Origin of the sequence: Nocardioides eburneus (assembly GCF_040838215.1) — a bacterium.
In the GTDB taxonomy this organism is placed as follows: Bacteria; Actinomycetota; Actinomycetes; order Propionibacteriales; family Nocardioidaceae; genus Nocardioides; species Nocardioides eburneus.
Map to the genome: position 1 here is coordinate 1 of NZ_JBFPJR010000002.1, position 22,145 is coordinate 22,145.

The 22,145-nt window shown below is 71.9% G+C and carries 24 protein-coding genes; 4 read left to right on the forward strand and 20 right to left on the reverse strand.

Annotated features, from left to right (window positions below; genetic code table 11):
- From AB3X52_RS01095 to AB3X52_RS01135, 9 genes are all read right to left on the reverse strand, one after another.
- Positions 1-486: 2Fe-2S iron-sulfur cluster-binding protein (locus tag AB3X52_RS01095; RefSeq protein WP_367990854.1), on the reverse strand; the 486-nt coding region annotated here is incomplete at its 3' end.
- On the reverse strand, positions 483-1,805 hold the full coding sequence (nuoF, locus tag AB3X52_RS01100) for an NADH-quinone oxidoreductase subunit NuoF (RefSeq protein WP_367990855.1): 1,323 nt from the start codon (positions 1,803-1,805) through the stop codon (positions 483-485). The genes AB3X52_RS01095 and nuoF, both read right to left, overlap by 4 nt.
- On the reverse strand, positions 1,798-2,553 hold the full coding sequence (gene nuoE, locus AB3X52_RS01105; RefSeq protein ID WP_367990856.1) for an NADH-quinone oxidoreductase subunit NuoE: 756 nt from the start codon (positions 2,551-2,553) through the stop codon (positions 1,798-1,800). The genes nuoF and nuoE overlap by 8 nt, the downstream gene beginning before the upstream one ends.
- Positions 2,550-3,872, reverse strand: coding sequence for an NADH-quinone oxidoreductase subunit D (locus tag AB3X52_RS01110; RefSeq protein ID WP_437440521.1), 1,323 nt, complete (start codon positions 3,870-3,872; stop codon positions 2,550-2,552). The genes nuoE and AB3X52_RS01110 overlap by 4 nt, the downstream gene beginning before the upstream one ends.
- Positions 3,869-4,573 (reverse strand): NADH-quinone oxidoreductase subunit C, encoded by a 705-nt coding sequence (locus AB3X52_RS01115; protein WP_437440522.1) that lies wholly within the window; start codon positions 4,571-4,573, stop codon positions 3,869-3,871. Before AB3X52_RS01115 ends, AB3X52_RS01110 begins: the two co-directional genes overlap by 4 nt.
- Positions 4,570-5,124: a NuoB/complex I 20 kDa subunit family protein gene (locus AB3X52_RS01120; RefSeq protein WP_367990857.1), complete on the reverse strand. Its 555-nt coding sequence runs from the start codon at positions 5,122-5,124 to the stop codon at positions 4,570-4,572. The genes AB3X52_RS01115 and AB3X52_RS01120 overlap by 4 nt, the downstream gene beginning before the upstream one ends.
- 133 nt (positions 5,125-5,257) lie before the next feature.
- The gene (locus tag AB3X52_RS01125) at positions 5,258-5,614 is read right to left on the reverse strand and encodes an NADH-quinone oxidoreductase subunit A (RefSeq protein ID WP_367990858.1); all 357 of its coding nucleotides are present in this window, start codon (positions 5,612-5,614) and stop codon (positions 5,258-5,260) included.
- A 222-nt stretch (positions 5,615-5,836) separates the two neighbouring features.
- Positions 5,837-6,529 (reverse strand): demethylmenaquinone methyltransferase, encoded by a 693-nt coding sequence (locus tag AB3X52_RS01130; RefSeq protein WP_367990859.1) that lies wholly within the window; start codon positions 6,527-6,529, stop codon positions 5,837-5,839.
- Positions 6,530-6,533: 4 nt separating this feature from the next.
- On the reverse strand, positions 6,534-7,127 hold the full coding sequence (locus AB3X52_RS01135) for a hypothetical protein (protein ID WP_367990860.1): 594 nt from the start codon (positions 7,125-7,127) through the stop codon (positions 6,534-6,536).
- 108 nt (positions 7,128-7,235) lie between these two features.
- Between AB3X52_RS01135 and AB3X52_RS01140 the strand changes: the two genes are divergently transcribed.
- Positions 7,236-8,495, forward strand: a complete 1,260-nt coding sequence (locus tag AB3X52_RS01140) for an isochorismate synthase (protein ID WP_367990861.1) — start codon at positions 7,236-7,238, stop codon at positions 8,493-8,495.
- Between the two features lie 225 nt (positions 8,496-8,720).
- On the opposite strand, the gene AB3X52_RS01145 is transcribed toward AB3X52_RS01140, so the two are convergent.
- A complete protein-coding gene (locus tag AB3X52_RS01145) occupies positions 8,721-8,996 on the reverse strand; it encodes a YciI family protein (protein WP_367990862.1) in 276 nt (91 codons plus the stop codon).
- Entirely contained in the window at positions 8,996-9,634 is a 639-nt protein-coding gene (locus AB3X52_RS01150) for an MBL fold metallo-hydrolase (RefSeq protein ID WP_367990863.1), read from the reverse strand. The genes AB3X52_RS01145 and AB3X52_RS01150 overlap by 1 nt, the downstream gene beginning before the upstream one ends.
- A 31-nt stretch (positions 9,635-9,665) precedes the next feature.
- On the opposite strand from AB3X52_RS01150, the gene AB3X52_RS01155 reads away from it, so the two are divergent.
- Positions 9,666-10,145: a GNAT family N-acetyltransferase gene (locus AB3X52_RS01155; RefSeq protein WP_367990864.1), complete on the forward strand. Its 480-nt coding sequence runs from the start codon at positions 9,666-9,668 to the stop codon at positions 10,143-10,145.
- On the opposite strand, the gene AB3X52_RS01160 is transcribed toward AB3X52_RS01155, so the two are convergent.
- From AB3X52_RS01160 to AB3X52_RS01180, 5 genes are all read right to left on the reverse strand, one after another.
- Positions 10,135-12,000, reverse strand: coding sequence for a Na+/H+ antiporter (locus tag AB3X52_RS01160; protein ID WP_367990865.1), 1,866 nt, complete (start codon positions 11,998-12,000; stop codon positions 10,135-10,137). The two genes, AB3X52_RS01155 and AB3X52_RS01160, sit on opposite strands and share 11 nt — an antisense overlap.
- A 178-nt stretch (positions 12,001-12,178) precedes the next feature.
- Positions 12,179-12,475 (reverse strand): DUF1905 domain-containing protein, encoded by a 297-nt coding sequence (locus AB3X52_RS01165; RefSeq protein ID WP_367990866.1) that lies wholly within the window; start codon positions 12,473-12,475, stop codon positions 12,179-12,181.
- 35 nt (positions 12,476-12,510) lie between these two features.
- Positions 12,511-14,136, reverse strand: coding sequence for a 2-succinyl-5-enolpyruvyl-6-hydroxy-3-cyclohexene-1-carboxylic-acid synthase (gene menD / locus AB3X52_RS01170; protein WP_367990867.1), 1,626 nt, complete (start codon positions 14,134-14,136; stop codon positions 12,511-12,513).
- Positions 14,120-15,064, reverse strand: coding sequence for an o-succinylbenzoate synthase (locus AB3X52_RS01175; protein ID WP_367990868.1), 945 nt, complete (start codon positions 15,062-15,064; stop codon positions 14,120-14,122). The genes menD and AB3X52_RS01175 overlap by 17 nt, the downstream gene beginning before the upstream one ends.
- Positions 15,061-16,143 (reverse strand): AMP-binding protein, encoded by a 1,083-nt coding sequence (locus tag AB3X52_RS01180; protein ID WP_367990869.1) that lies wholly within the window; start codon positions 16,141-16,143, stop codon positions 15,061-15,063. The genes AB3X52_RS01175 and AB3X52_RS01180 overlap by 4 nt, the downstream gene beginning before the upstream one ends.
- A gap of 176 nt (positions 16,144-16,319) precedes the next feature.
- On the opposite strand from AB3X52_RS01180, the gene AB3X52_RS01185 reads away from it, so the two are divergent.
- Both AB3X52_RS01185 and AB3X52_RS01190 read left to right on the forward strand, forming a co-directional pair.
- The gene (locus AB3X52_RS01185; protein ID WP_367990870.1) at positions 16,320-17,606 is read left to right on the forward strand and encodes an MFS transporter; all 1,287 of its coding nucleotides are present in this window, start codon (positions 16,320-16,322) and stop codon (positions 17,604-17,606) included.
- 16 nt (positions 17,607-17,622) lie between these two features.
- Positions 17,623-18,498: a 1,4-dihydroxy-2-naphthoate polyprenyltransferase gene (locus AB3X52_RS01190; RefSeq protein ID WP_367990871.1), complete on the forward strand. Its 876-nt coding sequence runs from the start codon at positions 17,623-17,625 to the stop codon at positions 18,496-18,498.
- A 20-nt stretch (positions 18,499-18,518) separates the two neighbouring features.
- On the opposite strand, the gene AB3X52_RS01195 is transcribed toward AB3X52_RS01190, so the two are convergent.
- Genes AB3X52_RS01195 through resB form a run of 4 tightly spaced genes read right to left on the reverse strand, consistent with a single transcriptional unit; the run spans position 18,519 to position 22,121 of the window.
- Positions 18,519-19,160 carry a maltokinase N-terminal cap-like domain-containing protein gene (locus AB3X52_RS01195; protein WP_367990872.1) on the reverse strand — a complete coding sequence of 214 codons (642 nt, stop codon included), beginning with the start codon at positions 19,158-19,160 and terminating at the stop codon, positions 18,519-18,521.
- Positions 19,160-19,480 carry a DUF4229 domain-containing protein gene (locus AB3X52_RS01200; RefSeq protein ID WP_367990873.1) on the reverse strand — a complete coding sequence of 107 codons (321 nt, stop codon included), beginning with the start codon at positions 19,478-19,480 and terminating at the stop codon, positions 19,160-19,162. Before AB3X52_RS01200 ends, AB3X52_RS01195 begins: the two co-directional genes overlap by 1 nt.
- Positions 19,477-20,526: a c-type cytochrome biogenesis protein CcsB gene (gene ccsB / locus AB3X52_RS01205; RefSeq protein WP_367990874.1), complete on the reverse strand. Its 1,050-nt coding sequence runs from the start codon at positions 20,524-20,526 to the stop codon at positions 19,477-19,479. The genes AB3X52_RS01200 and ccsB overlap by 4 nt, the downstream gene beginning before the upstream one ends.
- Positions 20,523-22,121, reverse strand: a complete 1,599-nt coding sequence (gene resB, locus AB3X52_RS01210; protein WP_367990875.1) for a cytochrome c biogenesis protein ResB — start codon at positions 22,119-22,121, stop codon at positions 20,523-20,525. Before resB ends, ccsB begins: the two co-directional genes overlap by 4 nt.
- Positions 22,122-22,145: the final 24 nt, after the last annotated feature.

Genomic DNA, 22,145 nt, shown 5'->3' on the forward strand with positions numbered 1-22,145 from the left:
GCGCTTGACCCCCTGCGGGCCGCCGCTGGGATTGAAGCGCGACTCGGTGCGACCGTGCGATATCGCCTGGTTCTGCAGCGGGCACTCGCCGCCCTTGTCGCAGACCGGGCAGTCGAGCGGGTGGTTGACCAGCAGGAACTCCATGATCCCCTGCTGCGCCTTCACCGCCGTCGCGTTGGCCGTGTTGACGACCATCCCCTCGGCGACCGGGATGGTGCAGGACGCCTGCGGCTTGGGGAAGCCGCGGCCGTTCCCGGCGTCCGGGATGTCGACCAGGCACTGCCGGCAGGCGCCGATCGGCGCCAGCAGCGGGTGGTCGCAGAAGCGCGGGACGACGATGCCCGCCGCCTCCGCGGCGCGGATCACCAGCGTGCCCTCCGGCACCGTCACCGACTCGCCGTCGATGGTCAGCGTCACGCCGGGCGCGGCGGTGGCGTCCAGGTCCGCATCCTCGCGGTTGGCCGGCGGCTGGGTCGACTGGGTCATGCCGTCACACCTTCCTGCTCGGACCAGGCGGTCGAGGCGGCCGGGTCGAACGGGCAGCCGCCCTGCTCGAGGTGGGCGAGGTACTCCTCGCGGAAGTGCGTGATCGAGCTCGTGATCGGGCTGGTGGCGCCGTCACCGAGCGCGCAGAAGGCCCGGCCCAGGATGTTGTCGCACTGGTCGAGCAGCAGCTCGAGGTCCGCCTCGCTGCCCTGGCCCTTCTCGAGCCGCTCCAGCACCTGGACGAGCCAGTAGGTCCCCTCGCGGCACGGTGTGCACTTCCCGCACGACTCGTGCTTGTAGAACTCCGTCCAGCGCAGCACCGCCCGGACCACGCAGACGGTGTCGTCGAAGATCTGGAGCGCGCGGGTGCCGAGCATGGAGCCGGCCGCGGACACGCCCTCGAAGTCGAGCGGCACGTCGAGATGCTCGGCGGTGAAGATCGGCGTCGACGAGCCGCCGGGCGTCCAGAACTTCAGCTCGTGACCGGGGCGTACGCCGCCGGCCAGCTCGAGCAACTCGCGCAGCGTGATCCCCAGCGGGGCTTCGTACTGGCCCGGGCGCGCCACGTGACCCGAGAGCGAGAAGATGCCGAAGCCCGCCGACTTCTCCGTCCCCATGCTCGCGAACCACGCAGACCCGTTCTTCACGATGCTCGGCACCGAGGCGATCGACTCCGCGTTGTTGATGACCGTCGGGCTGGCGTAGAGGCCGGCGACGGCCGGGAACGGCGGACGCAGCCGGGGCTGGCCGCGCCGGCCCTCGAGCGAGTCGAGCAGCGCGGTCTCCTCGCCGCAGATGTAGGCGCCGGCACCCGCATGGACGACGAGCTCGAGTGAGTAGCCGGAGCCGTGGATGTCCTGACCGAGGTGGCCGGCGGCGTACGCCTCCCGGACGGCGGCACGCAGGCGGCGGACGACGTGGAGGACCTCGCCCCGGACGTAGATGAAGGCACGCTCCGCGCGGATGGCGTAGGAGCTGATGATCACGCCCTCGACGAGGGTGTGGGGCGAGGCCATCATCAGCGGGATGTCCTTGCAGGTGCCGGGCTCGGACTCGTCGGCGTTGACGACGAGGTAGCGCGGCTTCGGGTCCTCCGGGTCCGCCGGCGGCAGGAAGCCCCACTTCATCCCGGTCGGGAAGCCCGCTCCCCCGCGGCCGCGCAGACCGGAGTCCTTGACGGTGGTGACGACGTCCTCCGGCGTCATCGTGAGCGCCTTCGCGAGGCCGTCATAGCCGCCCGCCGCGGTGTAGGCGTCGAGGGTCCAGCTGCGCTCGGCGTCCCAGGTGGCGGTCAGGACCGGGGTCAGCAGGTCAGTCATCGGAGGCCCCCTCGGTGTCGACTTCCTGGACCGTCTCGGTCTCCGCGCGCTGGGTGTCGGCCTCGTGGGCGGCCTCGACCTTGCTCTCGGGTACGTCGGCGGAGCCGGTCGCGCCCGTGGGTGCTGCCCAGCCGCGCTCCCGCGCGAGCCGGAGCCCCGCGAGGGAGGCGTCACCCGCGGCGGGTCCCTCGTCGACAAGGCCGTCCTCGAAGCCGGCGAGCACGCGCTCCGCCTCGCGCCAGGAGGTGATGCGCGCCCCGCGCGAGGCCGTCACCTCCGAGCCCATCCGCAGGTCCTCGACGAGCTCGACGGCCGACTCGGGGGTCTGCCGGTCGAAGAACTCCCAGTTGACCATCACGACTGGGGCGTAGTCGCAGGCGGCGTTGCACTCGATGTGCTCGAGCGTGATCTGTCCGTCCTCGGTGGTCTCATCGTTGCCGATGCCGAGGTGCTCGCGCAGCCGGGCGAAGATCGCGTCACCGCCCATGACCGCGCAGAGCGTGTTGGTGCAGACACCGACGTGGTGCGTGCCGACCGGGCGGCGCTTGTACATCGTGTAGAACGTCGCGACCCCACTGACCTCGGCCGGGGTCAGGCCCAGCACCTCGGCGCAGGCGTCGATCCCCTCGGGGGTGATCCTGCCCTCGACGGACTGCACGAGGTGGAGCATCGGCAGCAGGCCGGAGCGCGCCTGCGGGTACCTGCCCGCGATCTCGCGGAGCTCGTCGTACGTCTCCTCGGTGATCATCGGTCGACGCCTCCCATCACGGGGTCGATGGACGCGATCGCGACGATCACGTCGGCGACCATGCCTCCTTCGGACATCACCGAGGTGGCCTGCAGGTTCGTGAACGACGGATCGCGGAAGTGCACACGGTAGGGACGGGTGCCGCCGTCGGAGACGACGTGGGCGCCGAGCTCGCCGCGGGGCGACTCGACCGCGGCGTACGCCTGGCCGGGCGGGACGCGGAAGCCCTCGGTCACCAGCTTGAAGTGGTGGATGAGCGCCTCCATCGACTCCCCCATGATGTGACGGATGTGGTCGAGGGAGTTGCCCATCCCGTCACTCCCGATGGCGAGCTGCGCCGGCCAGGCGATCTTCTTGTCGGCCACCATCACCGGGGCGCCCGCGAGCCCGGCGAGCCGCGTCGCGGCCTGCTCGACCACCCGCAGGCTCTCCCACATCTCGGCCAGCCGGATCCGGAAGCGGCCGTAGGCGTCGGCGGTGTCCCAGGTGATGACGTCGAAGTCGTAGTCCTCATAGCCCGAGTAGGGCTGGGTCTTGCGCAGGTCCCACGGATAGCCCGTGGCACGCAGGATCGGCCCGGTGAGGCCGAGCGCCAGGCACCCCTCGAGGTCGAGATGGCCGACGCCCTCGAGCCGGCCCTTGAAGACCGGGTTGGCGTTGCAGAGGTCGGCGTACTCCTTGAGGCGCTTGCGCATCAAGGTGATGAAGCCGTCGATCTCTTCGAGCGCGCCGTCGGGCAGGTCCTGGGCGACGCCGCCGGGCCGGATGAAGGCGTGGTTCATCCGGAGGCCGGTGATGAGCTCGAAGAGGTCGAGCACCAGCTCGCGCTCACGGAAGCCGATCGTCATGACGGTGAGGGCGCCGATCTCCATGCCGCCGGTGGCGATCGCGACCAGGTGGCTGGAGATGCGGTTGAGCTCCATGAGCATCACCCGCATGACCTGCGCCTTCTCCGGCACCTCATCGGCGATGCCGAGGAGCTTCTCGACGCCGAAGACGTACGCCGCCTCGTTGAACAGCGGGGAGAGGTAGTCCATCCTCGTGACGAAGGTCGTGCCCTGGGTCCAGGAGCGATATTCGAGGTTCTTCTCGATGCCGGTGTGGAGGTAGCCGATCCCGGCGCGGGCCTCGGTCACCGTCTCGCCCTCGAGCTCGAGGATCAGCCGCAGCACGCCGTGGGTGGAGGGGTGCTGCGGGCCCATGTTGACGACGATCCGCTCGTCCTTCGCTTCGCGGATCTCATCGGTGAGGTCGTCCCAGTCCTCGCCGGTGACGGTGAAGACGCGGCCTTCGCTCTCGGTCCCCGTGGTGGCGGTCACGAGTAGGACCTCCTCTCGTCCGGCGGCGGGATCGTGGCGCCGTGGTAGTCGACGGGGATCCCGCCGAGCGGGTAGTCCTTGCGCTGCGGGTGGCCCGGCCAGTCGTCGGGCATGAGGATCCGGGTCAGCGCCGGATGGCCGTCGAAGACGATCCCGAACATGTCGTAGGTCTCCCGCTCGTGCCAGTCGAGCGTCGGATAGATCGCCACGCCGCTCGGCACGTGCGGGTCGTCGTCGGGCGCGCTCGTCTCCACCCGCACGCGGCGGTTGAAGGTCATCGAGAGCAGGTGGTAGACCGCGTGCAGCTCGCCGCCGGTGTCGCTCGGGTAGTGCACCCCGCTCACGCCGCTGCAGAGCTCGAAGCGGAGCTCGTCGCGGAGGGTGCGCAGCACGGCGAGGAGGTGCTCGCGGCGGACGCGGAAGGTGATCTCGCCGCGGTGGATCACCACCTCGGGCTGCGCGGGCGCCAGCTGGTCGGCGACCTCGTCGAACCATCCGCCATAGGGGCGTACGGCGACGTCCGAGGCGCGATCGGGCGCCGGTGTGGCACGGACCAGTCCGCCGTACCCGCTGGTGTCGCCGGTGCCGTGGACGCCGAACATGCCCGCGTCGTGGAGCGCGTCGGCACCGGTGCCCGTCGGCTCGCTCCCGACCTCGCCGGCCCGGCCGGTCTGGTCCCGCTGTCCGCCCTGCTCGGTCATCGGAGAAGACCCGTCTGGTCGATGAGCGGCAGCTCGCGCAGGGCGTGGGTCTCGCGCTCGACGACCTCGCGCTCGGCGTTCGCGCCGAGGTGGCCGTGCTGGATCTTGTCGTGCAGCTTGAGGATCGCGTCGATGAGCATCTCGGGGCGCGGCGGACAGCCGGGGAGGTACATGTCGACGGGGACGACGTGGTCGACACCCTGCACGATCGCGTAGTTGTTGAACATCCCGCCCGAGCTGGCGCAGACACCCATCGCGAGCACCCACTTGGGGTTGGGCATCTGGTCGTAGATCTGCCGCAGGACCGGCGCCATCTTCTGGCTCACCCGGCCGGCGACGATCATCAGGTCGGCCTGCCGGGGGCTGGCCCGGAAGACCTCCATGCCGTAGCGCGCGAGGTCGTACTTCGGGCCGCCCGAGGTCATCATCTCGATCGCGCAGCAGGCCAGGCCGAACGTCGCCGGCCACAGGCTGGCCTTGCGCATGTAGCCGGCCAGGCCCTCCACGGTGGAGAGCAGGATGCCGGATGGGAGCTTCTCTTCGAGTCCCATCAGTGGATCACCTCCACGAGTTCTGAGCGTCGCCAGGCGCGTGCGATGCCGAGGCGGAGGAGCGAAGGCGACCTTTGAGCGGAGCGGGTCGTCGAGCGACGACAACGAAGGCAGCGTGCGTGCATGGCGGCGCTCAATCCCAGTCCAATCCGCCGCGGCGCCATACGTAGGCGTAGGCAACGAAGACGGTGGCGAGGAAGATCCCCATCTCGACCAGGCCGAACCAGCCCATCGCGTCGAAGGCGACGGCCCAGGGGTAGAGGAAGATGATCTCGATGTCGAAGACGATGAAGAGCATCGCGGTGATGTAGTACTTCACCGGGAACCGGCCACCCAGCGCCTGTGGGGTCGGCTCGATGCCGCACTCGTAGGAGTCGAGCTTCGCGCGGTTGGCCCGCTTCGGCCCGACCAGGCTGCTCATCACGACCGACCCGACCGCGAAGAGTGCCGCCAGCGCAGCGAGCACGAGGATCGGCACGTAGGGGTGCATCTCGCCTCCTCACCAGACCCGTCGCGGCGAGGCTCGGCTGCCCCGAGCGCCCGTCGTCTGCGACCTTGTGAATGGAATCACATGTGGGCTGAGTCACATACTGCCACTGCTGCTGAGGATTGCAAGAGGGATTGCCGCGTCAGTGCAGAACGGGTCCCTCCGAGGCGTGGTCGAGCGCAAGCGGAGCGGGCCGTCGAGCGCCGGCAACGCCGGCGACGCGCCTCAGACGGCGCTGGCCTTGTGGAGCGACACGATGCCGCCGGAAAGGTTCTTCCAGGTGGGCGAACTCCAGCCGGCCTCGGTGAGCAGGTCGGCGAGGCCGGCCTGATCGGGCCAGGCCCGGATCGACTCGGCGAGATAGACGTAGGCGTCGGGCGAGGACGACACCGCGCGGGCGACCGGCGGCAGCGCGCGCATGAGGTATTCGACGTACACCGTGCGGAACGGCTTCCACACCGGGTGGCTGAACTCGCAGACCACGATGCGCCCGCCGGGCTTCGTGACCCGGCGCAGCTCGCGCAGGCCGGCGAGCGGGTCGACGATGTTGCGCAGCCCGAAGGAGATGGTGACGGCGTCGAAGGTGGCGTCCCGGTAGGGCAGCCGGGTGCCGTCGCCCGCGGTGAACGGCAGCGCCGGCCTCCCCTGCTTGCCGACCTTGAGCATGCCGAGCGAGAAGTCCGTGGGCACGACGACGGCGCCCGCGTCCGCGAACGGCTGCGACGAGGTGCCGGTGCCGGCGGCCAGGTCGAGCACGATCTCGCCGGGGCGCGGGGCGACCGCGCGGATCACCTCGCGGCGCCAGCGCCGGTCCTGGCCCAGGGAGAGGATGTCGTTGGTCAGGTCGTAGCGGCGCGCGACGGCGTCGAACATTCGCCGGACGTCACGGGGCTGCTTGTCGAGATCGGCGCGCGCCACGGTGTCAGGCGACCTTGTCCCAGACCTCGTCGACGTACTTCGCGACCGTGGCGGTCGTCGGGGTCCCGCCCTGCGCCTGGACCTGGACGGTCAGGTCGTCATCGGTGCGGGCGCACTGCACGGCGGTGGCGCCGCTGCTGTCGGTGCCGGACTGGCAGACCGAGCTGCCGACCTTCTCGAGGGTGCCGGTGAGCCCGGACACGAAGGCGTCGCGCGAGCGGACGGCCGAGACGACCAGGATCGCCTGCTTCTTGACGTCGACGTACATCTTGGTGGTGGCCTGACGGCCGAGCGTCTTGGCGTTCTTCGTGGTCTGCGCGGCCATCTGGGTCGCCTGCTGCTGGATGCTCGTAGCGTTGTCCTGCGTGAGCTCCTTGCTCTTCACCGCGTCGCTCCAGGTCGCAGCCTTCTCGGCCGGGAGGTAGCTGCTGGAGATCGAGCTGGGCAGGGTGATGGCGGACTGCGGGACCGACGACTCGGAGTCGCTCCCGATCCAGCGGGGCAGCCCCACCGCGAAGATGACGAACAGCGCGAGCACGATCACGCCGAGGGTGACGCCGTTCTCGACGACGAACGACTGGTTCTTCTCGCTGGCCACGGGTCGCTCCTGGGTGAGGCTCTGGGCGGTTGTCCGAGGGGCGACGCTACCGGGCCCGCCCGACCGCCCGGCAATCGGGGCGACACGGGCGATGGCTACGCTCGTCGGGTGACGTCATGCGACCCCGGCGCCCTGACCGCCAGCACCACGCGGCTCGCGCCCGCCGAGGTCCCGGCCCTGTTGCGCCTCCTCCCCCGCCAGGACCCGCTCTCCTGGGTGCGCCGCGGCGAGGGCATGGTCGCCTGGGGCGTCGCCGCCGTCTGCCGCACCGACGGGCCGGCGCGCTTCGCCGACGCGGCCAAGTGGTGGTCGGAACTGGTCGCCCGCGCCGACGTCCATGACGAGGTGGACGAGCCCGGCACCGGCCTGCTGGCGTTCGGATCGTTCGCCTTCGCGGAGCAGCCCGGCGACTCGGTGCTGGTCGTCCCCCGCGTCGTCGTCGGTCGCCGGGGCGAGCACGCGTGGGTGACGACGATCGACACCCAGGAGAGCGGCCCGCAGGAGGCGCCCGACCTGGCCGTCACCGAGCCCGCCGCGGCGCCCGCCGACGTCGTCTTCACCGACGGTGCCGTCGACGGCGAGAGCTGGATGTCCGTCGTGGCCGAGGGCGTGGCGCGGATCCGCTCCGGCGCCCTGGAGAAGGTGGTGCTGGCCCGCGACCTGGTCGCCACCGCCACCGCCCCGATCGACGTCCGCCACCCGCTGAGCCGGTTGGCGGCGTCGTACCCGATGTGCTGGACGTTCCACGTCGACCGGCTCTTCGGCGCGACGCCGGAGATGCTCGTCCGCCGGGAGCGTGGCCTGGTCACCTCACGCGTGCTCGCCGGCACCATCCGGCGCACGGGCGACGACGAGCACGACCTCGCCCTCGCCGCCGCGCTGGCCCGGTCGAGCAAGGACCTCGAGGAGCACGAGTACGCCGTCCGCTCGGTCGCGGACGCGCTCGAGCCGCACTGCTCGTCGATGAACGTGCCCGAGTCGCCGTTCGTCCTTCACCTGCCCAACGTCATGCACCTCGCGACCGACGTCGCCGGGGTGGCGCGTGACGAGACCAGCGCGCTGGACCTCGCCGCCGCGCTGCACCCCTCGGCGGCCGTGGGCGGCACGCCGACCGAGTCCGCCGTGGCCCTGATCGCGGAGATCGAGGGGATGGACCGCGGCCGCTACGCCGGGCCGGTCGGCTGGATGGACGCCTCCGGCGACGGTGAGTGGGGCATCGCGCTCCGCTCCGGGGAGCTGGTCGGCGACGGCAGCACGGTCCGGCTCTTCGCCGGCTGTGGCGTCGTCGGCTCCTCCGACCCGGCCGCGGAGCTGGCCGAGTCGCAGGCCAAGCTCATCCCGGTCCGGGACTCGCTCGCCGCCGACTGACGCGCGGCCAAAGTGTCACGGTGACAGTCTGGGGCGTGAGTGCCACCCCCGAAGTGTCACTCTCGGCGCAAAGTGTCACGGTGACAGTCTGGGCCGTGAGTGCCACCTCCGAAGTGTCACTCTTGGCGCAAAGTGTCACGGTGACAGTCTGGGCCGTGAGTGCCACCCCCGAAGTGTCACTCTCGGCGCAAACTGTCACGGTGACCGTTTGGGGCCGCCGGCGGGTCAGGCGAGCGCGTCGCGCTTGCTGCCGAGGACGACGTCCCAGGTGACGACGGTGCGCGAGGCGATGACCCCGGCCGCCTTGAACGGGTCCTGGTCGAGCAGGGCCTCGATGCCGGCGACGTCACCCTCGAAGACGAGCAGCGCACCGCCGTCGTCGGTGGGACCCGAGAGCAGCAGGTGGGGCTGGGAGCGCAGGAACTCGCGGTGCTTGGGTCGCACCTCGCCCTGCGTCGCCGTGTCGTCGTTGTAGGCGTAGGTCACGGCCACGATCGCCATCAGAGGTCCTCTCCGTCCTTGAGCCGGTGGTAGGTGAGCCCTTCCTTGGGCAGGAAGGCGTTGAGGTGGCCGTCGAAGACGGCGGAGCCCGCGTCGGAGTAGATCCGGTCGTGGATGGCGAGGTTGGTCGGCGCCTTGACCGCGCGCGCGAAGTCGACGAGCTCGCTGGCGCGCGCCCAGGGCGCGCTGACCGGCAGGAAGAGGATGTCGACCCCGCGGCCCGGTCCGTCGAGGGCGTCGCCGGGGTGGAAGAGCGTCGTGTCGCCCGCGGTGACCAGGTAGCCGGAGTTGTCGAACGTGGGGAACTCCGGGTGGATCACGGCGTGCTTCTCGTTGACCGCCGTCACCGGCAGCCCGGAGGCCTCGAACGACTGCCCGGGCGCGACCACCGTCGTACGCTCCGCGACACCGGGCGCCTCCTCGCGGATCTTCGCGGCGACGGCCTCGATCGTGAAGACCGGCGCGTCGGTCCGGGCGAGCAGGTCGGGCTGGTAGTGGTCGGCGTGCTCGTGGGTGATGAGTACGGCGTCGGCGCCGTCGACGGCCTCCGGCTGGGTGAACATCCCGGGGTCGATGACGAGGGTCGTGCCGTCGTGCTCGATTCGCACGCACGCGTGGCCGAACTTCGTGATCCTCATGAGCCCGAACCTAGCGCCCTACGATCGCGTCATGCTCATCAGGCCCGCCACCGCCGCCGACGCCGAGGCCCTCGCCGATCTCCACCTCGACGTCTGGGATGAGGCGTACGCCGGCCTGATGCCCGCCGCGATCCTCCTCACCCGCCGGGCCGACCGCGCGGGCCGGGTCACGCGCTGGCGCGAGAACCTCGCCGCCCGCACCACGTGGGTGGCTGACGACCCGGCCACCCCCGGCCGCCTGCTCGGCTTCTCCACCGGCGGTGACCGGCGCGACGACGACCCCTCGCTGCCGGCGCGGGAGCTGTGGGCGCTCTACGTCCGGGCCGAGGCCTACGGCACCGGCCTGGGGCGGGAGCTGCTCGTCGCGGCCGTGGCCGACGAGCCGGCGTACCTGTGGGTGCTGGCGGGGAACGCCCGTGCCCTCCGCTTCTATGAGAAGCACGGGTTCGCGCTCGACGGGCACACGAAGACCGAGCAGTTCGGGCGCGAGCAGCGGATGGTCAGGCGGTGAGGTGGTGCACGTAGCACCACCGCCAGTCCTCCCCCGGCTCGGCGGACTCGATGACGGGATGGGCGGTGTCGTGGAAGTGGGCGGTCGCGTGCTGGCGCGGTGAGGAGTCGCAGCAGGCGACGTTGCCGCAGACCAGGCATTGTCGCAGCGACACCCAGCGCGTGCCCTCGTCGAGGCAGGCCCGGCAGACCGGGTCGTCGGGCGTCTCGACCGCCGGGTAGTGGTCGAGGTCCGGGCACGTGTCGCCCGTCGGGCGGCGCCGCCGGTTGGTCTCGCTGATCTCCTCGCGCTGCTCGTGCGAGATCTCCAGCATCGACTCCTCGACGTCCAGCAGCGCGAGCACGTCGGCGATCACCTCGGACGGCACCGTCCCCGACCTGCGGATCTCGAGCACGCGCTTGCGCTCGGCGTCGATCATCGTGCACCGCACCCGCGAATAGAGCTCGCTCGGGGCCTCCTCGCCCGGCTTGGTGCCGAGGCGCTCCCAGGCGGCGAAGTTGCGCTGGTCGACGCGCTGGCGCACCAGGTCGAGGACACCGTGCGGGTCGTCGTACTCCATCTCCTCGAGCGCCTGGCAGCCCGCCTTCGACGCCTGCTGCAGCAGGGTCGCGCGGGCGAGGGCGTCGGAGAGCGGGTCGGGTGAGGGTACGTCGAGGACGCGCGCCACCCACGGGAGGCTGAGCCCCTGGACGAAGATCGTCCCCGCCACGACCGTGAACGCGATGAGCAGCAGCGTCTCGCGGTGGGGCGCGTCGTCGGGGATGAGGTACGCCGCCGCCAGGGTCACCACGCCGCGCATGCCCGCCCAGCCCAGGATCGCGGTGTAGGTCCACGGCGGCCGCTCGCCGGTGTCGGGATCGGGCCCGGGCCGGATGAGGACGTAGCGGGTGACGAAGACCCAGATCATCCGGATCGCGACGACGCCGACGAACGTGGCCAGGCAGACCAGCGTGATCCGCTGCCACGAGAGGTCGCTGTGACCGACGTCCTCGAAGAGCCACTGGGCCTGCAGCCCGATGAGGAGGAAGACGGCGTTCTCGAGCACGTAGGCGATGGTGCGCCAGTTCATCCGCTCCGCGATGCGCGACTGGGCGGTCTGCAGGATCGGTGCGCGATGGCCGAGCAGCAGGCCGGCGATGACGACGGCGATGACGCCGGACGCCTCGATCTCCTCGGCCGCGAGGTAGGCCGCGAACGGCACGACGAGCGAGAGCCCGGTGTCGAAGACGGCGTCGGTGATGTGGCGGCGCAGCCAGCCGACGAGCAGGTAGACGACCACGCCGATCACCGCCCCGCCGCCGGCCGCACGCACGAAGTCGAGGCCCACGTGCCACAGCTCGACGCCACCGCCGATCGCGAGGATCGCGGTCCGCAGCGAGACCAGGGCGGTCGCGTCGTTGAGCAGCGACTCCCCCTCCAGGATCGTGACGACCCGGCGCGGCAGCCCGATGTGGCGCGCGACGGCGGTGGCCGCCACCGCGTCGGGCGGCGCGACGACGGCACCGATCGCGAAGCTCGGCGCCCACGGGATGCCGGGCAGCAGCGCGTGGACGAGCGCGCCGATCCCAAAGGTGGTGACCACGACCAGGCCCACCGAGAGCAGCAGGATCGGACGGCGGTTGGCGTTGAAGTCGACCAGCGAGGTCGAGATCGCCGTCGAGTAGAGCAGCGGCGGCAGCAGCCCGAGCAGCACCACCTCGGGCTCGAGATGGACCTCCGGCACGCCGGGGAGGTACGACGCCGCGATGCCCCCGGCGATCAGGACCAACGGCGCGGGCAGGCCGCTCTTGTCGGCGACCGCCGTGACGGCCAGCACGGCCGCGGCCAGGACGACGAGGAAGAGCGCGATCTCCACGGGGTCATCCTGCCCTGACGGCCCGAGGTGCGGAGCGGGCCACGCGCGGAGAGGTTCCTCGACCCGACACACCGAGGACGCGCGCAACCTGCCGTCGTGCTCGCTCATCGGGTCCCCTCCGCGACGCCGACGCACCTGTGCTGGTCTGACTGACGCGTCAGTCAGACCAGCACGCCCCTCAGGGGCGCGGCTCGGGCAGCGTGACCCGGAGCGCGACCGTGTCGCCCTCGCCGACACCCTCGGCGCGCTGGACCTTGACCTTCACCGGCACCACGTAGCCGCCGTCACGCGGCATCAGCGAGGTCGTGAACTCGGTGTCCCCGAGCGAGACCGTGACGGGGATGCAGCCCCAGCCATAGGTGACCAGGTTCGCGATCTCCGCGATGTCGTCGCACTCCGCGGGCGGCACCGGCACGAAGAGGTACGGCGCCGGGCCGCGCCACTCGATGATCTCGCCGCTGAACTCGAGGTCCATGCGCACCAGGATGCCCGACCCCGAGAATCCCGCCGTCAGGGTCGCAGCGCGCGGATCCGCGCGTCGAGCGTACGACGATCGGCACGTCCCACGGCCACCTCGATCACCTCGAGACCGCCGTTGGGGGTCGCCAGCGCCTGCTCGAGCTCGGGCAGCGACGAGACCCGCAGGTGAGGCGTGCGGGTCGCGGCGCACAGCGACTCCAGCGAGACACCGTGCGGAGTTCCGAAGAGCCGGTCGAAGCGGTCGGCGTACTCCTCCGCCCCCTGCTCCAGCGTGGCGAAGATCGAGCCGCCGTCGTCGTTGACGACCACGATCGTGAGGTCGGGGCGGGGCTCGTCGGGGCCCAGCACGAGGCCGTTCGCGTCGTGGAGGAACGTGAGGTCGCCCATCAGCGCGAGCGAGCGGGTCGAGTCACGCCCGAGGGCGGCGCCGATGGCGGTCGAGACCACGCCGTCGATGCCGGCCAGCCCCCGGTTGGCGATCACCTTCCGGCGTACCCCCACCTCATAGCGCGGCACCATCAGGTCCAGGTCGCGCACCGGGTTGGACGAACCGACCACGAGCAGGCCGCCGGGAGGCAGCGCCCGGGCGACGGCGCCGGCGACAGCGTAAGGCGTCAGGGCCGGCTCCTCGGCGAGGAGCCGGTCGATCCGGCGGCCGAGCGAGCGGTCGGCCGCACGCCACTCCTCCACCCAGCTGCCGGGGCCGGTCTCCGGCTCGCCGTCGACGTGGAGGCGGGTGAGGACCCGCCGGTCGACCCGGAACGGGCGCTCGGACCAGACGCCCAGCGCGGTCGCGGCGACGACCTCGACGTCCGCACGGGCGAGCAGCCGCGTCACGGGCCGCGACAACGTGGGGTGGCCGTGGACGACGACCCGCTCGATCCGCTGTGCCAGCGGCCCGTCGAGCAGGAGGCGGTAGGTGCGGATCGCGTGGTCGCCGGTGCGCGAGCCCGAGGACGGCTCGGCGAGCAGCGGCCAGCCGGCGGTCTCCGCGAGGACGCGCGCGGGCGGCCCGGCGTCGTCGCCGGCCACGACGACCGTGCGCGGCGCGGCGGCGCCGGTGTCGATCGACTCGAAGATCCGCGGCTCCGGACGCGGCGCCCGGGGCCGCACCTCGAGGTCACCGGGCTTCCAGCGGTCGGCGGGGGTGAGCGGCTCGTCGAGCTGGACGTTCCAGTGGGTCGGCCCTGCGGCGGCCCACAGCTCGTCGCGGGCCTGCCGGTCCAGGTCGGCCACGTGGGCGAGGTCGCGGGTGGCGACGAGCGACCCGAAGATGCCGACCTGGTCGGTCACCTGGTTGGCGCCGCTGCCGCGCAGCCGGGCCGGCCGGTCGGCACTCACCGCGACCAGGGGTACGCCGGCGTGGGCCGCCTCCAGCACGGCCGGATGGAGGTTGGCGACCGCCGTCCCCGAGGTGCAGACGACGGCCGCGCGCGCGTGGTTCTTCGTCAGCCCGAGCGCGAGGAAGCCGGCCGACCGCTCGTCGATCCGGGTGTGCAGCCGCACGAGGCCCGCCTCGGCGGCGTCGTACGCAGCGAAGGAGAGCGGCGCGTTGCGCGAGCCGGGGGCGATGACGATCTCGCTCACCCCCGCCTCGACCAGCGCGGCCACGACCGCGCGCGCGAGGTCGGTGGCGGACTCAGCCGAGGAGCTCACGGACCCTCCTCAACCGCTCTTCCCACCAGGCGGCCCGCTCGGGCGCAGCCCGTGATGCTGAGAGTGCGCCGGGGCGCACGCTGGGTGTCACGACAGGCAGGAACCCGTCGACGGGCAGCAGCGACTCGTCCACCAGGTCGCCCTCCAGCAGGGCCACGGTCGCGAGCCCGCAGGCGTAGGGCAGCTCCGGCAGCGCCGCCGCGAGCGCGACCCCGGCGGCGATCCCGACGGAGGACTCCAGCGCCGATGAGACGACGACGGGCAGGCCGATGTCCTCGGCGATGCGCAGGCAGGCGCGGACGCCGCCCAGCGGCTGCACCTTGAGCACCGCGACGTCGGCGGCCTCGAGCTCGCGGACGCGGTAGGGGTCCTCGGCGCGCCGAATCGACTCGTCCGCGGCGATCGGGACGTCGACGCGGCGGCGCACCGCGGCGAGCTCCTCGACGGTGGCGCACGGCTGTTCGACGTACTCCAGCCCGCCGACCGCCTTGTCGAGCACCGCGATGGCTGCGACCGCCTCGTCCACCGACCACAGTCCGTTGACGTCGATCCGCACCCTGCCGGACGGTCCGAGCGCGTCACGGACCGCCTCGACGCGAGCGAGGTCGTCGGCCGGCGTCTGGCCGGGGTCGGCCACCTTCACCTTCGCCGTCTCACAGCCCGAGCGCGTGACGATCGCGTGCGCCTGCTCGGGGCCGACGGCCGGCACGGTCACGTTGACCGGCACCCGGTCGCGCACCGGCGCGGGCCGGTCACCGGACACGGCCTCGAGCGCGCAGCGCAGCCACGGCGCGACCTCGCGGTCGTCGTACTCGACGAAGGGGGACCACTCCCCCCAGCCCGCCTCGGTCTCGAGCAACAGCCCCTCCCGCACCGTGATCCCGCGGAAGCGGGTGGTCATCGGAAGCGACCACACATGGGCCCTCACGCGCGCTCCTCGACGAGGCTGCGGAGGCGGAGGCGATCGGCCTTGCCGTTGGGCAGGTGCGGGATCGCGGGGAGTACGACGAGCTGGCGCGGCGCCCAGGAGCGCGGGTGCGCCTCGCCGACCCAGTCGCGCAGGGTGTCGAGGCTGTCCCCGCCGACGCCGTCGCGCCGCACGACGAACGCCACGAGCCGGTTGCCCCACTCCTCGTCGGGCACGCCGAGGACCTCGGCGGCCGCGACGTCGGGGTGCTCGCGCAGCCGGCGCGCGACGACCGCGGCCGGGACATTGACGCCGCCGGTGACGACCATGTCGTCGATCCGGCCGAGCAGCTCGAGCCGGCCGTCCTCGTCGAGACGGCCCGCGTCGGAGGTGAGGAACCACCCGTCGACGAGTGCCTCGGCGGTCCGCTCGGGATCGCTCTCATAGCCGTCGAAGAGCACCGGCCCGCCGATCCGGACACGGCCGTCGGCAGCGATCGCGAGCGCGACGCCGTCGAGCGGCATCCCGTCGTAGACGCAGCCTCCGGTCGTCTCCGCGGAGCCGTAGGTCGACACGACGTGGACGCCGGCCGCGGCCGCGCGCGCCCGCAGCGACGGGTCGATCGGCCCGCCGCCGAGCAGGAGCGTGTGGTAGGTCGCCAGGGCGGCCAGGTCCTCGCCGCCGGCCTCGAGCATCCGGTGGAGCTGGGTCGGCACCATCGAGACGAACCGCGGGAGGTCGTCGCCGAGCTTCTCGGTCGCCTCGGCGAAGGAGCCGTGGTCCTCGAGCAGCACCGGCGGCGCGCCCGCGGCGAGGGCGCGGGTGATGACGTTGAGACCGGCGACGTACGACGCCGGGAGGGTGAGCAGCCAGCGACCGCCCAGCGGGCCGGCCGGGCCGCCGACCCGACGCGCGGAGGCGTCGACCGAGGCGGCGACGGCGCGGCGGGAGAGCATGACCCGCTTCGGCCGGCCGGTGGAGCCCGACGTCTCCACGACCCAGGGCGCCGGGTCGGATGCGGCGAGCCAGTCGGCGACGGCCGCGACGGTACGGCGGGCGAGCCCTGCCGATGCTGCCGACGCCGGCCCCGCGGAGTTCATGGGAGGAACGCTAGTCCCCCGCGCTGGGCGGCCTCGCCAGCCCCTCCCTGCCGCGGACGGGGGCTGTGGCTCAGATAATTATCTTGACATCAAGATAGTTGCTGCCGAAGGATGGCCGCCGGCCTTGAGAGACCCGCTCGAGAGACCTGCTCGAGAGACCCCAGGGAGGCGCGACGGTGCGACGACTGCTCGACCGGATCCTGTCCGACGACCCGCTCATCCGGGCGATGTCCTACCAGTCGGTCCTCTCCGCCTTCGGCGAGGGCGCCTTCCTCACCGGCTCGGCGGTCTACTTCACCCAGATCGTCGGCCTCTCCGCGGCCCAGGTCGGCCTCGGCCTCACCATCGCCGGGGTCGCGACCTTCCTCCTGTCCGTGCCGCTCGGCCGGCTCGCGGACCGGGTCGGAACCCGGCGTACGTGGATCCTCGGCAGCCTTCTCGAGGCGCTCCTCTTCGCGGCCTGGTTCCTGATCGGCGACTTCGCGGCGTACGTCGCCGTCACGGTCGCCCTGGAGCTGGCCGAGACCTGGATGCGGGCCGGGCGGAACGCCTACCGGCTCGAGGTCTTCCCCCGCGAGGCACGGGTGCGCTCGCTGGCCTACATGCGCGCCTCGCGCAACGTCGGCTACACCCTCGGCGCGCTCGCCGGCGGCCTCGCCCTGGCCGCCGACAGCGACACGCTGGTGCAGGCCGTCCCGCTCGTGACGGCGGTCGTCCTGCTGCTCAACACGTTCTGGGTGTCCCGCCTGCCCGAGGTCGGGCACCATGCCGGCGACGACGGCGAGACGCCTCTCCAGCAGGTCGTCGAGCACGCCGGCGAGCGGGGTGGGGCGCTGCGCAACCGCGGCTTCCTGCTGGCGACCTTCTTCGACGGCGTCCTCGGCACCCACGGCGTGCTGCTCAACACCGTCATCCCGCTCTGGCTGGTCGAGGAGACCGACGCGCCCCGCGTCCTGCTCGCCTGGCTCTTCGGCACCAACACCGTCATGGCCGTCCTCCTCCAGGTCGCCGCGGCGCGCGGGGTCGCCGACGTCGCGACGTCGCTCAAGGCCGAGCGCCGCGGCGCGGCCTGTTTCGTGCTGTCCTGCGTGATCGTCCTGGTCACCCATGACACGACCGGCTGGCTCACCATCGCGCTCGTCTGGCTGGGTCACGTCACCGTGACCGGCTCGGAGCTCTTCCAATCGGCCGGCCAGTGGGGCATCCAGGCGGAGCTCTCCGACCCACGCCGCCGCGGCGAGTATCAAGGGGTCGCCCAGCTCGGCTACACCCTCGGCACCGTGTGGGCGCCGGCGGCGTACACCTTCCTCGCGATCCACTGGGGCACGCCCGGCTGGATCCTCATCGCGGTCATCATCCTGCTCGCGGCCGTCGCCGTCGGCCCGTCGGCCCGCGCCGCGGAGCGCTACCTCACAGCGCAGTCGGGCGCGGCGACGCCGATCGCGCTCGCGGAGACCGGCTGAGGTTGAATAGCGCCTCGTGGCAACCCCCGCTCAGTGGCTCGCAGGAGCCCGTCCTCGCACGCTCCCGGCCGCGCTCTCCCCCGTCATCGCCGGTGCCGGCGTGGCCGCGTGGGCGGATGCGTTCTCGTGGTGGCGGACGCTGCTCTGCCTCGTGGTGAGCCTGGCACTCCAGATCGGCTGCAACTACGCCAACGACTACTCCGACGGCATCCGCGGCACGGACGACGTGCGGGTCGGGCCGCTGCGGCTGACCGGCTCGCGGGCCGCGCGGCCCGGCGCGGTGAAGGCTGCTGCCTTCGCCTGCTTCGCCCTCGCCGGCGTCGCCGGTCTGGTGCTCGCCGCCGTGACCGCGTGGTGGCTGGTCCTCGTCGGGGTGCTGTGCGTGCTCGCGGCGTGGTTCTACACAGGCGGCAAGCGGCCCTACGGCTATGCCGGCCTCGGCGAGGTCATGGTGTTCGTCTTCTTCGGGCTCGTCGCCGTCGTCGGAACGGTCTACGTCCAGACCCAGGACTGGCGCTGGGGCGGCCTGTGGGGCGGCGTCGGCGTCGGCGCGCTGACCACCGCGCTGCTCGTCGCCAACAACCTGCGCGACATCCCCACCGACGCGCTGGCCGGCAAGAACACCCTCGCCGTACGCCTCGGCGATCCCGCCAGCCGCCGGCTCTACGTCGCCCTCGTCCTGCTCGCCGTCGTCGCCGTGGTCGGGGTCGCCGCCACGACGTCCTGGGTCGCCCTCATCGGGCTGCTGTTCCTCGCCGTGGCCGCCCAGGGCATGCGCACCGTCGCCACCGCCCGCAACACCGGTCCGGCGCTCATCCCCGCCCTGCAGCAGACCGGCGTCGCCGATCTGGCCTGGGCGCTCTGCGTCGGCGTCCCGCTCTTCTTCGCCTGAGCCCGGATCCGGGCTGAGGCTCAACCCAGCCGGCGTACGCCGACGAGCACGCCCCGACCCTGCGGCCAGACGACCTCGAGGGTCTCGTCGCCGGGGACGGGTACGCCGTCGAGCAGCCGCTTCACCGTGATCTCGAAACCGGCCGCCTCGAGCACGGCGGCGGTGTGGTCGTGGACGATCGAGACGCCGTCGAACGGCGGCACCTCGTCGGCGCGCCACGAACCGGAGCCGTGGGCGCGGACGGTCACCGCAGGATGCTCGACGCGGCCGCTGCGGCGGTGGTATTCCAGCGGCTCCTGCTCGCCACCGGTCAGCACCGCGGTGAGCAGCACGTGGACGGCGACCGGGTCGGCGCAGCCGTCGTAGACCCAGCGGGTGCCGAGCGCGCTGTGCTCGGTCGTGCCGAGCAGGTGGTCCTCGGCGCCCTCGAGCGGCGCGCCGCGGTAGGTCACGGGGAGGTGGACGACCCGGTCCAGGCCGTCGGCGTCCGTGGCCGAGACGAGGAGGAACTCGACCCCCACCTCACCGGCCGGGTCGTCGAACCGGTAGCCGCCGATCCGGTCGCCGAGCCTCAGACCGACCGCCCAGGGTCGGGTGGCCAGCCAGGCAGCGGCGAGCTCGACCTTGCCCGGCGACAGCGTCGCCTCGTGGATGACGGCCATCAGGCGTGCTTCTCGCGCTGAGACTTGTCGAGCTGGGACTTCTCGAGCTGGGACTTCTCGCGCTCGGCCCGGTCCTCGTCCTCCTTGGACCGCATCGCCTCGACGGCGCGGGTGGCGCGGGCGTCGACGCGCTGGGCGAAGGCGAGGCGCTGGCGGTTGAGCAGCGTGTAGGACGCGACGCCGCTCACCACGAACGCGACGAGTAGCGCGTAGAACCAGTTGAGGCTCCCCGCGGTCAGGATCCAGATGCCCGAGACCACCGCGAAGGTGGCGACGAACACCAGGATACGCAGTCCGGTGTAGACGGCGAACTCCTTCATCGGAGCACCTCCACCCGATCGATCGTGGACACCGCCGGCGACGCGTAGGAGTGCTGCGACGTCGTACTGAAGTAGTTGATGCCGATGAAGTTGAACCAGAGCGTGGCGAGACCGACCAGCGCGAGGATCGCCGCCTTCCTGCCCTTCCAGCCGGCGGTGGCGCGGGCGTGGAGGTAGCCGGCGTAGACGACCCAGGTGATGAAGGCCCAGACCTCCTTGGGGTCCCAGTTCCAGTACGACGACCAGGCCTGGTGCGCCCAGATGGGGCCGGTGATGAGCACGGCGAAGGTCCACACCGGGAACCCGAACGCGTGGATGCGGTAGGACACCCGGTCGAGCGTGTCGAGCGACGGCACGCGGCCGATCCAGCCGGTCTGCTTCGTCGAGCGCGCCTTGATCAGGTAGACCGCCGACGCGATGCCGCCCAGCGTGAACGCGCCGGTCGCCAGCGCCGCCGAGATGACGTGGATGACGAGCCAGTAGGAGTTGAGCGCCTCGGTCAGCGGGGCGACGGGCTCGTAGAGCCAGAGGACGCCCACCATGAGCACCACGAGCACGAAGGCCACGACGACCGGCGCCATCCAGGCGAGCTTGAACTTGCGGTAGAGCACGACGTAGAACATCGCGACGATGCAGGTGCCGGACAGGGTGAACTCATACATGTTGCCCCACGGGACCCGGTTGGGGTCGGCAGCCATCCCGCGTCCCACCAGCGCCACGAGGTGGCACGCCACCGCGATGATGGTCAGCAGGTAGCCCAGCCGGCCGAAGAGCGCGACCCGCTCCGAGCGCGCGTCCTCGGCGACGTACGCCGGGGCCGGCCCGGCGGCGTCGGTGGGCGCACCGCGACCCGCGAGCGTGTCGGTGCCACCGCCCGCCGAGGCCCCCACGCGGGTCCGAGCCGGCTCCTTGGCGACGGCGACCGCCTGCTTGCGCCCGACGAGCGCCGACCACTCCACGAGGTGGGAGAGCAGCGCCAGGAAGTAGACGATGCCCGCGGCGGCGACGGCCTGGTTGCTGAGCGTGCCCCAGTCGTGGTCGGTCATGAACGGTCCTCCGGTGACTGGCCCCGCAGCGATGCGACGAGGCCTTCGACGACGGCAGCGGTGTCCCCGCCGCCGGAGCGGTCGAGGGCGGCCACCTCGACCAGTGTGCCGTCCTCGGTGTCCCGGGCCCTAACCCAGACGCGTCGCGGACGGATGAAGAGCGAGCCGAGCAGGCCCAGGAGCGCGAGGCAGACGCCGCCGAGGGCGATCCGCTTGCCGGGCTGCTTGCTGATCTGCAGCTTGTTCCACCGCTCGATCTTGTCGAAGGTGACAGAGCCGAGACCGTTCGGCAGCTTGACGGTCTGGCCGACATGCAGGTTGAACGCCTTGCCGCCCGGTGCGGTCACCTGGGTCGCCTTCGAGGTGTCGAGCTGGTAGACCGACTGCGGTCCGGCGCTCTGGTTGAGGTCGCCCTTCCAGGCCTGGAAGGAGAGGACGGCGTGCTTGCCGTCCCCGATGTCCCCGGTCAGGTTGACCGGGTCACCGTGAACGGTCACCTCGTAGGGGTAGAACATCGCGTTGAGCCCGATCCCCTCGGGCTTGGCGTACTGCGCCTTCACCACGCCGAACGAGACGAAGCTGCTGTCCTGCGGCAGGAAGACCGTGGGCCCGGAGTAGGCGACGTTGCCCTGGCCGTCGCGGACCGTGATGACCGGCGCGTAGCCGTGACCGATGAGGAAGACCTCGGTGCCGCCGATCGAGAGCGGGTGGTTGACCCGCAGGTCGTAGGTCTTCTCCGGGCCGTCGCCGTCGCGGTAGGTCAGGTGGGACTGGAAGCCCTTGGCCATGCCGGCGCGCGGCCCCGAGTCGAGCCAGCTGACGTCGAACTTGTCGATACTGAAGTCGAAGTCGTCCAGGCTGCTGGCAGTGAAGAGACTGCCCGGGTCGAAGTCGTCGTACTGCGTCATCTGGTTGGTGAAGCCGTACTGCGACCCCACGTTGACGATGACACCGCCCTTGTAGCCGAACAGGCTGCCCATCGCGAAGCCCACCAGCACGATGAGGATCGAGAGGTGGAAGACCAGGTTGCCGGCCTCGCGCAGGTAGCCGCGCTCGGCCGAGACCGACGCCCCCTCGCCCTCCTTCCGGAGCCGGTAGCGGCGCTTGCGCAGCAGCCCGCGGGCCCGGGTGAGGACCTCGTCGGCGCTCTCGCCGGTGACGTACGACGCCGAGTCGGGCAGGCGGGTGAGCCGCATCGGCGTCGCGGGCGGCTGGGCGCGCAGACCCCGCCAGTAGACGAAGAGCCGCGGCAGGATGCAGCCCACGAGGGAGAGCATCAGCAGGATGTAGATCGCCGCGAACCAGGGGGCGCCGTACACGTCGAAGAGGCCGAGCTTCGCATAGATCGGCGTCAGCGTCTCGTGGGCCTTCTGCCAGTTGCTGGTCTTGAGGCTGTCGACGTTCTCCTGCGGGATCAGCGAGCCGGGCACCGCCGCGAGCGCGAGGAGCAGGAGCAGGACGAGCGCGGTCCGCATCGAGGTGAGCTGGCGCCAGCACCAGCGCAGGAGCTCGCGCGCGTTGAGCTCCGAGACCGGACGCCGAGGCTGTTTGCCGGGCTTCTCGTCCGACGTCCGGGTGGGGGCGGTGGTGGTCACAGGTGGGTCCTCACGGTGCAGTCC